This window comes from Streptomyces sp. NPDC053513, assembly GCF_044544765.1.
In the GTDB taxonomy this organism is placed as follows: domain Bacteria; phylum Actinomycetota; class Actinomycetes; order Streptomycetales; family Streptomycetaceae; genus Streptomyces; species Streptomyces litmocidini.
In genome coordinates, this window is the sequence record NZ_JBITXP010000009.1 from 152,523 (window position 1) to 165,838 (window position 13,316).

At 71.0% G+C, this 13,316-nt stretch carries 13 protein-coding genes; 6 read left to right on the forward strand and 7 right to left on the reverse strand.

Annotation, left to right across the window (positions count from 1 at the left end):
- Positions 1 to 67 precede the first annotated feature (67 nt).
- The gene (locus ACIGW4_RS17915; RefSeq protein WP_123455342.1) at positions 68 to 832 is read right to left on the reverse strand and encodes a GntR family transcriptional regulator; all 765 of its coding nucleotides are present in this window, start codon (positions 830 to 832) and stop codon (positions 68 to 70) included.
- Between the two features lie 285 nt (positions 833 to 1,117).
- Here ACIGW4_RS17915 and ACIGW4_RS17920 point away from each other — a divergent pair, with 285 nt between their 5' ends.
- The 4 genes from ACIGW4_RS17920 to ACIGW4_RS17935 all read left to right on the forward strand — a co-directional run bounded on the left by ACIGW4_RS17920 (position 1,118) and on the right by ACIGW4_RS17935 (position 6,136).
- A complete protein-coding gene (locus ACIGW4_RS17920; RefSeq protein ID WP_123455343.1) occupies positions 1,118 to 2,410 on the forward strand; it encodes an extracellular solute-binding protein in 1,293 nt (430 codons plus the stop codon).
- Positions 2,411 to 2,717: 307 nt separating this feature from the next.
- A complete protein-coding gene (locus ACIGW4_RS17925) occupies positions 2,718 to 3,737 on the forward strand; it encodes a sugar ABC transporter permease (protein WP_359588204.1) in 1,020 nt (339 codons plus the stop codon).
- A 29-nt stretch (positions 3,738 to 3,766) separates the two neighbouring features.
- Positions 3,767 to 4,603 carry a carbohydrate ABC transporter permease gene (locus ACIGW4_RS17930; RefSeq protein ID WP_123457480.1) on the forward strand — a complete coding sequence of 279 codons (837 nt, stop codon included), beginning with the start codon at positions 3,767 to 3,769 and terminating at the stop codon, positions 4,601 to 4,603.
- A gap of 9 nt (positions 4,604 to 4,612) precedes the next feature.
- On the forward strand, positions 4,613 to 6,136 hold the full coding sequence (locus ACIGW4_RS17935; protein ID WP_399581418.1) for a glycoside hydrolase family 3 protein: 1,524 nt from the start codon (positions 4,613 to 4,615) through the stop codon (positions 6,134 to 6,136).
- A 66-nt stretch (positions 6,137 to 6,202) separates the two neighbouring features.
- On the opposite strand, the gene nagB is transcribed toward ACIGW4_RS17935, so the two are convergent.
- Positions 6,203 to 6,988 (reverse strand): glucosamine-6-phosphate deaminase, encoded by a 786-nt coding sequence (nagB, locus tag ACIGW4_RS17940; RefSeq protein WP_123455346.1) that lies wholly within the window; start codon positions 6,986 to 6,988, stop codon positions 6,203 to 6,205.
- Positions 6,989 to 7,534: 546 nt separating this feature from the next.
- Between nagB and ACIGW4_RS17945 the strand changes: the two genes are divergently transcribed.
- On the forward strand, positions 7,535 to 9,001 hold the full coding sequence (locus ACIGW4_RS17945) for a PAS domain-containing sensor histidine kinase (protein ID WP_123455347.1): 1,467 nt from the start codon (positions 7,535 to 7,537) through the stop codon (positions 8,999 to 9,001).
- Between the two features lie 149 nt (positions 9,002 to 9,150).
- On the opposite strand, the gene ACIGW4_RS17950 is transcribed toward ACIGW4_RS17945, so the two are convergent.
- Positions 9,151 to 9,408: a WhiB family transcriptional regulator gene (locus ACIGW4_RS17950; RefSeq protein ID WP_003953983.1), complete on the reverse strand. Its 258-nt coding sequence runs from the start codon at positions 9,406 to 9,408 to the stop codon at positions 9,151 to 9,153.
- Between the two features lie 318 nt (positions 9,409 to 9,726).
- Positions 9,727 to 10,695, reverse strand: a complete 969-nt coding sequence (locus ACIGW4_RS17955; RefSeq protein WP_123455348.1) for a diacylglycerol kinase family protein — start codon at positions 10,693 to 10,695, stop codon at positions 9,727 to 9,729.
- Positions 10,696 to 10,896: 201 nt separating this feature from the next.
- On the opposite strand from ACIGW4_RS17955, the gene ACIGW4_RS17960 reads away from it, so the two are divergent.
- A complete protein-coding gene (locus ACIGW4_RS17960; RefSeq protein ID WP_123455349.1) occupies positions 10,897 to 11,319 on the forward strand; it encodes a hypothetical protein in 423 nt (140 codons plus the stop codon).
- A gap of 6 nt (positions 11,320 to 11,325) precedes the next feature.
- On the opposite strand, the gene ACIGW4_RS17965 is transcribed toward ACIGW4_RS17960, so the two are convergent.
- The 3 genes from ACIGW4_RS17965 to ACIGW4_RS17975 form a co-directional block, all read right to left on the reverse strand.
- Complete coding sequence (locus tag ACIGW4_RS17965; protein WP_398707387.1) at positions 11,326 to 12,363, reverse strand: RNA polymerase sigma factor SigF; 1,038 nt, start codon at positions 12,361 to 12,363, stop codon at positions 11,326 to 11,328.
- On the reverse strand, positions 12,360 to 12,773 hold the full coding sequence (locus ACIGW4_RS17970; protein ID WP_123457481.1) for an anti-sigma regulatory factor: 414 nt from the start codon (positions 12,771 to 12,773) through the stop codon (positions 12,360 to 12,362). Before ACIGW4_RS17970 ends, ACIGW4_RS17965 begins: the two co-directional genes overlap by 4 nt.
- Positions 12,774 to 13,033: 260 nt before the next feature.
- The gene (locus ACIGW4_RS17975) at positions 13,034 to 13,294 is read right to left on the reverse strand and encodes a UBP-type zinc finger domain-containing protein (protein ID WP_123457482.1); all 261 of its coding nucleotides are present in this window, start codon (positions 13,292 to 13,294) and stop codon (positions 13,034 to 13,036) included.
- Between the last annotated feature and the right edge of the window lie 22 nt (positions 13,295 to 13,316).

Genomic DNA, 13,316 nt, shown 5'->3' on the forward strand with positions numbered 1-13,316 from the left:
GAAATCTAGGGGACGGTCTCGTCGTTAGGAACCCCTGTCCGTATAACGGATCAGCTGTGTCGGGGCATCAGCCGTTGGGGCGCTGGAGGCGCGCCACGAACTTGTACCGGTCGCCGCGGTAGACGGAGCGCACCCATTCCACCGGTTCGCCCTGGGCGTCCAGCGAGTGACGGGAGAGCATCAGCATCGGGAGGCCCACGTCGGTGCCGAGCAGCCCGGCCTCGCGCGGGGTGGCGAGGGAGGTCTCGATGGTCTCCTCGGCCTCGGCGAGGTGCACGTCGTAGACCTCGGCGAGCGCCGTGTAGAGCGAGGTGTACTTCACCAGCGAGCGGCGCAGCGCGGGGAAGCGCTTCGCCGACAGGTGGGTGGTCTCGATCGCCATCGGCTCGCCGCTCGCGAGGCGCAGGCGCTCGATGCGGAGCACCCGGCCGCCGGCCGAGATGTCGAGCAGTCCGGCGAGGGTGTCGTCGGCCGTGACGTACCCGATGTCGAGGAGCTGCGAGGTGGGCTCCAGGCCCTGGGCCCGCATGTCCTCCGTGTAGGAGGTGAGTTGCAGGGCCTGCGAGACCTTGGGCTTGGCCACGAAGGTGCCCTTGCCCTGGATGCGCTCCAGACGGCCCTCGACGACCAGCTCCTGGAGCGCCTGGCGCACGGTGGTGCGCGAGGTGTCGAACTCGGCGGCGAGCGTCCGCTCCGGCGGGACCGGCGTGCCGGGCGGCAGGGTCTCCGTCATGTCGAGCAGGTGTCGCTTCAGCCGGTAGTACTTGGGCACGCGCGCGGTGCGGGTCGGCGTCCCGCTCTCTGTCTCCGTACTGCCCGCGTCCGTGGCCATGGCCTGCCTTCCCGAGTCCTGTGCTGCTGCCGTCACCGGCTCCTCCGTCTGTCGCGGCTCACATGGTGGCACGGACCGGTCACGGGTCGTCGCCCTCCCTCAGGTGTCGGTCCGATAACGGACGCGACTGCCCTTCTTATACACCCTTGACACCCCTAAAGGTCTAGGCCAAGCTCCCGGTACTGGTCTAAACCATTAAAGACCAGGTCCCAGCCCCACGAGCACTACCTGACGTATGTCTTCGCGCGGTGGGCAGGGGTTGCAGGCATCCCTGAGGAGGGTGGCGTGAAGCGCAAGCTCATCGCGGCGATCGGCGTCGCGGGCATGATGGTCTCCATCGCGGCGTGTGGTTCGGACAGCGACACAGGCAAGGACGGCGGCAAGGCCGCCGGGGGCGACAAGACCCTGACCGTCTGGGTCATGGACGGGTCCGCGCCGGACGCCTGGATGGCCGAGGTGAACAAGGCCTTCGAGGCCAAGCACCCGGGCGTCAAGGTCAAGGTCGAGAAGCAGATCTGGAACGGCATCCAGGAGAAGGTCACCACCGCCCTCTCCGAGGACACCCCGCCGGACGTCCTGGAGCTCGGCAACACGCAGACCGCCGGCTACGCCGTCACCGGCGGCCTCGCCGACCTCTCCGGCGACAAGGCCAAGCTCGGCTACGACGCCTGGAACAAGGGCATGGTCGCCTCCAACGAGCTGGACGGCAAGCTCTACTCCGCCCCCTGGTACGCCGCCAACCGCGTCGTCGTCTACGACAAGGCCGCCTTCAAGAAGGCCGGCGTCACCCCGCCGAAGACCCGCGCCGAGTGGATCGACGGCCTGAAGAAGCTCAAGGCGTCCGACCCCAAGTCGCAGGCCATCTACCTGCCGGGCCAGTCCTGGTACGTCCTCGCCGGCCTCATCTGGGACGAGGGCAGCGACCTGGCGGTCAAGGACGGCGACAAGTGGAAGGGCAACCTGTCCTCCCCCGAGGCCGTCAGCGCCATGAACTTCTACAAGGAGCTGGCGTCCTACTCGACCGCTCCGAAGGACAAGGACGAGGCGACCCCGCAGCAGTCCACCGACATCGTCCCCAAGGGCGGCGTGGCGTCCTGGATCGGCCTCGGCTGGGAGGCCGGCGGCGCGATCGACGCCATGAAGAAGGCCGGCAAGACCGCCGACTTCGGCTACTTCCCGATCCCGGGCAAGACCGCCGACAAGCCGGGCTCCGTCTTCCTCGGCGGCTCCAACCTCGCCGTCGCCGAGCGCTCCAAGAACAAGGACCTCGCGAAGGAGTGGCTGGCCCTCGCCGCCGGCAAGGAGTTCATGACGAAGTACGCCGCCGCCACCGAGGGCGCGCTGCTTCCCAACACCGACTCCGCGCAGTTCAAGCCCGCCGCGGGCTCCTTCGCCGAGGCCATGGCCGCCTCCTCCGTCTCCGGCAAGGTCACCCCGGTCACCCCGGGCTGGGCCAACGTCGAGACCGCCCCGAACCCGATCAAGGACTACATGACCAAGGTCCTGAAGGGCGAGGACGCCAAGAAGGCCGGCGAAGAGGCCGACAAGGTCATCGACGAGCGCATCAACCAGCAGTAATCCACAGCCCCGGTGGTGGGGGGGGGGGGGGGGCGGGCGCCCCCGCGGGGGGGGGGGGGGGGGGGGGGGGGGGGGGGGGGGCGCCCGCGGGGGGGGGGGGGGCGCGGGGGGCCCCGCCCCCCCCCCCCCCCCGCGGCCCCCCCCCCCCCCCCCCACCCCCCCCCCCGCCCCCGCGCCGGCGGGGGCCGCCCCCCCCCCCCCCCCCCCCCACCGCCGGCGCGTCGCAGCGATGCAGTGATCAGCGGCCCGCTCCCCCGGGCCGTGCCCCGGTGGGCGCGGGAGCCCCAGAACCGCGAGGAATGAGACCATGACCGTGGACTCCCAGGGGACGGCGACCGCCGGTCCCCAGGACGCGCCCGGGAGGGCGGCAGGGAAGTCGCAGACTCCGCCACCCTCTTCGGGCCCGAAGGAAGTCCTTCAGCCTCCACGCGGCAGACGCTCCCTGCCCAGCGGGGTGCTGCCCTACCTGCTCGTCGCGCCGGCCCTGCTGTCCATGGCGGTGCTGCTGCTCTACCCGCTGATCCGCAATGTGATCCTCTCCTTCCAGCAGCTCAACCGGAAGGAGTTCATCACCCGCGAGACGGTCTGGACCGGCTTCGACAACTACACCGAGCTCCTCGGCGACGGGGACTTCTGGACCGTCGTCGTCCGCAGCGTCGTCTTCACCGCCGTCAACGTCGCCCTCATCATGGCGATCGGCACGGGCATCGGCCTGCTCCTCAACCGCCTCGGCAAGAAGATGCGGCTGGTCCTCTCGCTGGCCCTGATGTTCGCCTGGGCCATGCCGATCGTCGCCTCCGTCACGGTCTTCCGCTGGCTCTTCGACGAGCAGTTCGGCGTCGTGAACTGGCTGATGCGCACGCTGGGCTTCGCCGGCTACGACCAGCACAACTGGTTCGAGACCGGCTTCTCCACCCTGGTCATCGTCCTGATCCTGCTCGTCTGGGGCTCCGTCCCGTTCGTCGCCCTCAACATGTACGCCGGCCTGACCACCATCGGCTCCGAGCTGTACGAGGCCGCGAAGATGGACGGCGCGAGCGGCTGGCGCACCTTCTGGGCCGTGGTCTTCCCGAACCTCCGGTCCTTCTTCATGATCACCACGTTCCTGGAGATCATCTGGATCTTCAAGGCGTTCGCGCAGGTCTACGCCATGAACCTGGGCGGCCCCGACCGCGGTTCGGAGACGCTCCCGGTCTTCGCCTACATCGAGGGCGTCGGCCAGTTCCACTACGGCGTCGCCGCCGCCATCTCCGTCCTGACGATCGTGATGCTCATCGCGGTCCTGTCCTTCTACTTCCGCCTGATCCTGAAGGAGGAGGAGCTGTGAGCGCCGCCGTCACCCCGACTCCGCAGAAGCTGCGCACCAGGAAGCCGCTCACCGTCGCCGCGGTCGCCAAGAACCTCGGCGCCCTCGTGCTCGCGGCCGTGTTCGTCTTCCCGGTCTACTGGATGTTCTCGTCCTCGCTGAAGCCGCAGCACGAGATCATGACCAAGGACCCGGTCTTCGTCTTCACGCCGACGTTCCAGAACTACGGGACCGCGACCGGCGTCGACCTGTTCTGGACGTACGTCACCAACAGCCTCACGGTCACCCTCGGCGCCGTCCTGCTCGCCCTGGTCGTCGCCCTGGCCGCGAGCTTCGCGATCGCCCGCCTCAGGTTCAGGGGACGCAAGGGCATCGTCCTCGTCGTGATGATGGCCCAGATGGCGCCCTGGGAGGTCATGGTCATCGCGATGTACATGATCTCCCGCGAGAACGACCTGCTGAACAGCATCCCGATGCTCACGCTCATCTACTTCGTGATGGTCCTCCCCTTCACGATCTGGACCCTGCGCGGCTTCATCGCCGCCGTCCCGGTCGAACTGGAGGAGGCCGCGCAGATCGACGGCTGCACCCGCGGCCAGGCCTTCCGCAAGGTGATCTTCCCGCTGCTCGCGCCCGGTCTGATGTCGACCTCGCTCTTCGGCTTCATCACCGCCTGGAACGAGTTCGCCATGATCCTCATGCTGAACAAGGAGAAGGAGTCGCAGACCCTGACGCTCTGGCTGACCCAGTTCCAGACCGCCTTCGGCAGCGACTGGGGCGCCACCATGGCCGCCTCCACGCTCTTCGCCCTCCCCGTGCTCATCGTCTTCCTCTTCCTCCAGCGCAAGGCCGTCGGCGGGATGACCGCCGGCGCGGTGAAGGGATAACGGCTCCCCATGACCACACTGGTACACGGCTCGGACACCCTGACCCGTGACGCGCTCACGGTCCTCCAGCCCGGCTTCGCCGGCACCACCGCCCCCGACTGGCTGCTCCGCCGCATCGGCGAGGGCCTCTCCTCGGTCGGTCTCTTCGGCCGGAACATCGCCGACCCCGGGCAGCTCGCCGCCCTCACCGCGCGGCTGCGCGCCGAGCGGGACGACGTCCTCGTCGCCATCGACGAGGAGGGCGGGGACGTCACCCGCCTGGAGGTCAAGCAGGGCTCGTCCTTCCCCGGCAACTACGCGCTCGGCAGCGTCGACGACGTCGAGCTCACCCGGGCCGTCGCCCGCGAGCTGGGCCGCCGGCTCGTCGAGTGCGGCGTCGACCTGAACTGGGCGCCCTCGGCGGACGTCAACTCCAACGCCGAGAACCCGGTCATCGGCGTCCGCTCCTTCGGAGCGGACCCGGACCTGGTCGCCCGGCACACCGTGGCGTACGTCGACGGCCTCCAGGGCGTCGGGGTCGCGGCCTGCACGAAGCACTTCCCCGGACACGGCGACACCAGCGTCGATTCGCACGACGCGCTGCCCCGGATCGATGTGGACCTCGCCACACTGCACGCCCGTGAGCTGGTACCTTTCCGCGCGGCCGTCGCCGCGGGTACCAAAGCGGTCATGAGCGCGCATATCCTGCTCTCCGCGCTCGACCCCCACCGCCCGGCCACCCTGAGCCCGCAGATCCTCACCGGTCTGCTGCGCCAGGAACTGGGCTTCGAGGGGCTGATCGTCACCGACGGCATGGAGATGCGGGCCGTCTCGGCGACGTACGGCATCGAGCGCGGATCCGTCCTCGCCATCGCCGCGGGCGCCGACGCCATCTGCGTCGGCGGCGGGCTGTGCGACGAGGACACCGTGCTGCGGCTGCGGGACGCCCTCGTCGACGCGGTACGGACCGGTGAACTGCCCGAGGAGCGGCTGGCCGACGCCGCGGCGCGCGTGCGCGCCCTGGCGGCCTGGACCCAGGCGCACCGGGCCAGGGGGGCTGTGGCGGTGCCGGGCGTGGCATCACAGGAGGGGACCGCGCCCGGCACCGACATCGGACTCGTCGCCGCCCGCCGGGCCCTGAAGGTCACCCGGGGGGAGCGGCCGTACACGCCGATGACCGGTGCTCCCTACGTGGCCTCCTTCACCCCGGTCGCCAACTTCGCGGTCGGCGACGAGACGCCCTGGGGCGTCGCGGCCGAGCTGGAGCGCCTGCTGCCCGGCACGGAGAGCGGCTCGTACGGCGAGTCGTCCGTGGACGCCGTCCTGGCCGCCGCGGGGGAGCGGCGGATCGTCGCGGTCGTACGGGACGCTCACCGGCACCCGTGGATGACCCGGGCCCTGGACGGCCTCCTCGCGGCCCGCCCCGACACCGTCGTGGTCGAGATGGGCCTCGACGAGGCGGAGCCCCGCGGGGCCCTGCACATCGCCACCCACGGCGCCGCCCGGGTCTGCGGCCGCGCCGCCGCGGAGGCCGTCGTCGGGACCGGCGCCTGACGGAGCGGACGTACGAAAGGGGCCCGGCACCTGGATCAGGTGCCGGGCCCCTTTCGTACGCACGCCTCAGATGCCCTGCCAGGCGGGCTTGTTCGCGAAGGTGTGGCGGAAGTAGTCGGCGAGCTTCAGCTTGGAGGCGGCGGCCTCGTCCACGACGACCGTGGCGTGCGGGTGCAGCTGCAGCGCGGAGGCCGGCACGAACGCCGACACGGGGCCCTCGACGGACTGCGCCACGGCCTCGGCCTTGCCCTCGCCGGTGGCGAGCAGCACCAGGTGACGGGCCTCCAGGATGGTGCCGATGCCCTGGGTGATGACGTGGTGCGGCACCTGCTCGATGTCGTCGTCGAAGAAGCGGGCGTTGTCCACGCGGGTCTGCTCGGTGAGCGTCTTGATGCGGGTGCGGGAGGCGAGCGAGGAGCACGGCTCGTTGAAGCCGATGTGCCCGTCGGTGCCGATGCCGAGGATCTGCAGATCCACGCCGCCGGCCTCGGCCAGCGCCCGGTCGTAGGCCTCGCAGGCCGCCAGGACGTCCTCGGCGGAGCCGTCGGGACCCATGAAGGCCTCCGGGGAGAGCCCGAGCGGCTCGACGACCTGGCGGAGCACGGTGGAGCGGTACGACTCCGGGTGCCCCGCGGGCAGGCCGACGTACTCGTCCAGCTGGGCGATCCGCGCCCGGGAGGCGTCCACGGTGCCGGCGGAGACCCGGTCGACGAGGGCGTCGTAGATCGGGATCGGAGTCGAGCCCGTGGCCACGCCGAGCAGCGCGTCGGGCTTGCGGCGCAGGAGGTCGGCGATGCCGTCCGCGATGAGCTCGCCGCCGGCCTTGGCGTCCTTGACGATGACAACTTCCACGCTGTGCCTGCCGATCTGGTGAGGGGCCGGTGGTGTAGACCAATCTAAGCCCAAATTTAGCAGGGGGAGGGCCGTCTCCTCACGTCGTTCCGCCCTGCGGACGGCACCGTCTCCATCGTCGGCCGCACCTGTCGCACCAGCCACTCGGAGGGACCGGAGGGGGCGCGGAGAAGCCCCCGGGAGGGGTGCGGAGGAGGCCCCGGGAGCGGGTGCGGAAAGGGTCCCGGAAAACCCGCGGGCCGCGGCGCCCGGCGGGACCCTCAGCCCGCCCGGCACCGCAGCCCGGAGTTGCCCGACCGGGGGTGTGCGGTCCCTCGGCCGTGTGGGAGGTCTCGGCGCAGTCAGGGCAGAGAGCGCCGGGTACCTCGTTCCATCCTCCTGTGCGGGGAGGATGGAGGCTCTGTATTTTTCATTGTGGACTAGACCATTCTTGTCTGTCCATCCACGGGAACACGGTCCTTCCCGGCCCATCCTCCAACACCGGGCCCCGGAGATCCAGGTTCACGGCCCCTGTAATTCCGCAGGTACGCTCGCATCGTGCCCTCCATGAACGACCTCGTCCGCCAGCACACCGCCCTGAGCGACTCCGACCTCGAGTGGCTCCATCTGCTGGTGTCGGAGTGGCAGCTGCTCTCCGACCTCTCCTTCGCCGACCTCGTCCTCTGGGTCCCGACCCTCGACGGCACACGGTACGTCTCCGTCGCCCAGATGCGGCCCAACACCGGCCCGACCTCCTACCAGGACGACATGGTCGGCCACCTGGTCCCGCGCGGCCGCCGCCCGCTGCTCGACGCCGCCCTCGACGAGGGCCGGATCGTCCGCGAGGGCGACCCGGAGTGGCGCGAGGAGGTCCCGGTGCGGGTCGAGTCCATCCCCGTGCGCCGCGAGGGCCGGGTCCTCGGCGTCATCGCCCGCAACACCAACCTGCTGACCGTCCGCACCCCCTCCCGGCTGGAGCTCACCTACCTCCAGTCGGCCTCCGACCTCGCCCAGATGATCGCCGCCGGAACGTTCCCCTTCGCCGGCGAGCAGGTCGACATGGACTCCTCGCCGCGCGCCGGGGACGGGCTCGTCCGCCTCGACGCCGAGGGCGTCGTCCAGTACGCCTCGCCGAACGCCCTCTCCGCGTACCACCGTCTCGGCCTCGCCGCCGACCTGGTCGGTCAGGACCTCGGCCAGATCACCGCCGAACTCGCCCCCTCCCGGGGCCCGGTGGACGAAGCCCTGGTCAAGCTGGCCTCCGGCTACGCGCCCCGGGAGTTCGAGGTCGAGGGCAACGGCGGCGTGATCCAGCTGCGGGCGATCCCGCTCAAGCCCAAGGGCACCAGGATCGGTTCGCTCGTCCTGCTCCGGGACGTCACCGAACTGCGTCGCCGGGAGCGCGAGTTGATCACCAAGGACGCCACCATCCGGGAGATCCACCACCGGGTGAAGAACAACCTCCAGACGGTGGCCGCCCTGCTCCGCCTCCAGGCCCGCCGGATGGACTCCGTCCGGGGCCGCGAGGCCCTCAACGAGGCCGTGCGGCGCGTCGGTTCGATCGCCATCGTCCATGAGACGCTGTCCCAGAACCTGGACGAGCGGGTGCAGTTCGACGAGATCGCCGACCGGGTCATCGCGATGGTCGCCGAGATCTCCCCGGGCAAGGTCACCTGCCGGCGCAACGGCCGCTTCGGCATCCTCGACGCCGAGGTCGCCACCCCGCTCTCCATGGTCCTCACCGAGATCCTGCAGAACGCGCTCGAACACGCCTTCGCGCAGGGGGAGCAGGGCACGGTCGAGGTCAGCGCGGTCCGGGGCGAGGCCCGGGCGGACGCCCGGCTCCTGATCACGGTCCAGGACGACGGCTGCGGCCTGCCCGAGGGCTTCGACCCGCAGCGGGCCGGCAACCTCGGCCTGCAGATCGTACGGACCCTGGTGGAAGGGGAGTTGGGAGGCTCCTTCGACATGCTGCCGGGCGCCGAGCGCGGCACGAAGGTGGTCCTCGACATCCCCGTGCGATCGCAGAAGTAGCCGTACGGGCGGGTGCACAGCAGCGAGCCCCGGACCGAAGGGAATCGGTCCGGGGCTCGAATGCTGTGGGTTGCTCTGCGCGCTGCGGCTCGGGGGCGGTGATTGCGTACGCGGTGTACGCGCCGCGTGCCTCAGGCTGTGCAGGTGGCTCAGGCGCTGGCGTTACGCGCCCGGTTGCGAGCGGCACGGCGCTTCATCGCGCGGCGCTCGTCCTCGCTGAGGCCACCCCAGACGCCGGAGTCCTGGCCGGACTCGAGCGCCCACTGCAGGCACTGCTCCATGACGGGGCAGCGGCGGCAGACGGCCTTGGCTTCCTCGATCTGCAGCAGCGCAGGACCGGTGTTGCCGATGGGGAAGAACAGCTCGGGGTCTTCCTCACGACAAACGGCGTTGTGACGCCAGTCCATGGCTGCTACCTCTCTCAGGTGTTACGTGCGAGTTGCTTGTGAATGTGAACGCTTTCACGAATCCCTCCGCAAGGGAAGGGCCGACTGCCAGGTGAACTGGTGTGGTCCTTGTGCTGAGGAGGGGTTCTGGCTCTCAGTGGAGGCCGGTGTTGCGGGCCGTCCCGATCGCCAAGAAGAGACTCCCAAACCCCAGGGGCGGATACAACCCCTTCCGGAAAGTTTTTTTTGATTCCTCGGTGTCGGCTAGGTCACAGCCGTACTTCTAAGGGGTGGATGCGCGCCTAAACGTTCGAGTGAAAGGACTTTGGGCCCTTCCACTCACACAATCACACGCAGTGCACGGCGTACGCCTGTGAACTTCACGCTCGTACGCAGTCCGAGGTGGTCTCCGTCCATCTGCAGAGGGAGGGGAACCTTCGAATGCAAGGTGAAGTCGGTCAGGTCGTGCAGAGACACGGCATGCTTGCCGCGCGGACCCCGCTCCGGGGTCGAAGTGAGCAGCTGGGCGCCGTAACGGGCCACCGCCGGGGTGGAGAGCCGGCGCAGTCCGAGCACGTCCAGCGCGGTCTCGAAGGACGCCTCCGGGGACGCGTACACCGGGCGATTGCCCAGGTAGGTCCAGGGGGAGGTGTTGCAGATTATGGAGAGGACCAGGTCCTCGACCGGCTCCGCGCCGGGGCGCTCCAGGGTGATCGTGCCGTGCCGGCGGTTCGGTTCCCCGAGGAACTGGCGCACCACCTGCCGCAGATAGAGGGCGTGCGTCGACCTCTTCCCGCGCTCGCGCTGCTGTTCGACCCGGCCGATGACGCTCGCGTCGAAACCGAGTCCGGCACAGAACGTGAACCAGCGCTCCGGCACCGCCTCGTCCTCGGTGCCCGGCGCCCCGGACGCCAGCCCGAGGCTCACCGTCCGTGTCCGCCGCTCACGCAGCGCGTCGAGCAGGGCGCCGGTCGCCTCGACCGCGTCGTTCGGCAGTCCCAGGGCGCGGGCGAAGACGTTGGTCGAGCCGCCGGGGACGACCGCGAGGCCCGGCAGCCGCTCCGGATCGGGCCCCTCGTGCAGCAGACCGTTGACGACCTCGTTCACGGTGCCGTCCCCGCCGAGGGCCACGACCAGGTCGATGTTCCCGGCCTCCGCGGCCCGCCGGCCCAGGTCGCGCGCGTGCCCCCGGTACTCGGTGGTGACCGCCTCCAGCTTCATCTCGCTGGCCAGCGCGTGGATCAGCACGTCGCGGGTGCGGGCACTGGTGGTGGTGGCTGCCGGGTTGACCACGAGAAGTGCGCGCATGAGCGCCAGCGTACCTACCCGGCGGTATCGGGCCCACTCCAGCCCGATCCCCGGACACCTCCGCCGGAGACCCCGGCCGGTCCGCCGGGCGCCTCCGCCGGGAATCCCGGCCGGCTCCCGGCCGGCTCCCGGCCGGTCCGCCGCCTCCCCGGCCGGGGTCCCGGACCCGGTTCTCCGGCCGCCCCCGTTACGCTGCCCTTCATGAGCAGTACGGAGCAGACCCCCCGCCCCACCCGCCTGGCCGCCGCCGCGGGCGTGGCCCTCGTCGAGGCCCTCGGGCTCCTCGCCGGAGGCGTCTACATGCTGGTGCGGGCCCTCCTCGACGGGGGCTCCGGCGGCGGGGACCTCACCAGCGGGGTGACCGGCGGTGTGACCGTGATCGCACTCGGCCTGATCCCGCTCGCCGCCGCCCGCGGCCTGTGGCGAATGCGCTCCTGGAGCCGCGGACCGGCCGTGATCACCCAGATCCTCGCCCTGCCGGTCGCCTGGCAGATGCTCCGGACCGACGGCGTGATCCCCTACGGGATCGTCGTCGCCGTCCTCGCCGTGACCGGCCTCGTCCTCCTCCTCAACCCGGCCACGACCGAGGCGCTCGGCATCCGGCGCCCCGGCCAGGAGGCCTGACGGGGATCACTCCTCGACGAGGAGCTTCTCCCGCAGCTGGGCGAGCGTCCGGGCGAGCAGCCGGGAGACGTGCATCTGCGAGATGCCCACCTCCTGCGCGATCTGCGACTGGGTCATGTTCCCGAAGAAACGAAGCAGCAGGATCCGCTTCTCCCGGGGCGGCAGGTCCTCCAGGAGCGGCTTGAGCGACTCCCGGTACTCGACCCCCTCCAGGGCCTCGTCCTCCGCGCCCAGCGTGTCCGCCACCGCCGGCGACTCGTCGTCCGTGTCCGGGACGTCCAGGGAGAGCGTCGAGTAGGCGTTGGCCGACTCCAGCCCCTCCAGGACCTCCTCCTCGGAGATCCCGAGCCGCTCCGCCAGCTCGTGCACCGTCGGCGAGCGGCCGTGCTGCTGCGAGAGCTCCGCCGTCGCCGTGGTCAGCGAGAGCCGCAGCTCCTGGAGCCGGCGCGGCACCCGGACCGCCCACCCCTTGTCACGGAAGTGGCGCTTGATCTCGCCGACCACCGTCGGCGTCGCGTACGTGGAGAACTCCACCCCGCGCTCCGGGTCGAACCGGTCGACCGACTTGATCAGACCGATCGTCGCCACCTGCGTCAGGTCGTCCAGCGGCTCGCCGCGGTTGCGGAAGCGCCGGGCCAGGTGCTCCACCAGCGGCAGGTGCATGCGTACCAGCCGGTTGCGCAGCTCCGCCTTCTCCGGGGAGCCCTCGGGCAGCTCGCGCAGCCGGACGAAGAGGGCGCGGGCGCCGCTCCGGTCGTGCGGGTCCGGGACGGCGTGGGCGTCCGGCCCCTCGTCGTCCTCGTCGCCGTCCCCGGTCTTCTCCGCCGTCGAAGCCGCCGCCGAAGCCGCCTCGACCGCCCCGCCCGCCCCGGCCCCGTCGGGGGTCGGCGCCCCGGGACGCGCGGGAGCCTCGGAGGCTTCCGGTGTCTCGGGAACCTCGGGGTGCTGCTCGTGCTCGCTCATCTGGTCCGCCTGCTCCGTAGCGACCCTGTTCGGCCGCGCCTGCTGCTCAGGGATGCCGGCCGTCGCGTCCCCGCTCCTCACGCCGGGCCTGGCCCCGCGCCGCGCTGTTTGTACAGGCTGATCGAGACCGTACGGTCCTCGGCCACCGACGACTCCACCTTCCCGGCCAGCGCCGACAGCACGGTCCACGCGAAGGTGTCCCGCTCGGGCGCCCTGCCGTCCGTCGTCGGGGCGGAGACCGTCACGTCGAGCGAGTCGTCGATCAACCGGAAGACACAGCTGAGGACGGACCCCGGCACGGCCTGCTGGAGCAGGATGGCGCAGGCCTCGTCGACCGCGATCCGCAAGTCCTCGATCTCGTCGAGGGTGAAGTCCAAGCGCGCCGCGAGACCGGCCGTGGCCGTACGCAGCACGGACAGATAGGCACCCGCAGCGGGCAGCCGGACTTCCACGAAGTCCTGGGTCCCGGGCTCGCCTGCGATCTGGGACACCCTCACCTCCAAGGTGGCACAAGCTCATTCGGGGCCCGGGGGAGAGGCCCCCGGACCGGGCGGGTACGCAGGGAGCCTGCGCGGTCCGCCGTGACGCTATCGCGATCCATCCTGCCGTGTCGCCGTGAGCCCTGGAGACCGGCGGTCTCCCCGCCCCCCGCGCCGGCAGCCGCGGAGAACCCGCGGAGGGGTGACGTACCCAGCGTCCGGGCCGTCGAACCGTCCGTGACCGCACCGGCCGCGGGGCGGCGCCCCGGCCGTCAGACGATCGAACCGTCGACGAAGCACCACCGCCAGGACTCGCCCGGCTCGAAGGTCCGCATCACCGGATGCCCGGTGGAGGAGAAGTGCCCCGTCGCGTGCCGCCCCGCCGAGGAGTCGCAGCAGCCCACGTGCCCGCAGCTCAGACAGAGCCGCAACTGGACCGGATGCGTGCCGTCCGCCAGGCACTCGGGACACGTCTCGGCCAGCGGCGCCGGCTCGGGGCGCGGCATTTCGGCCAGGTGAGGGCACTCGCTCATGATGGCCAGGTTACGTTGCGGC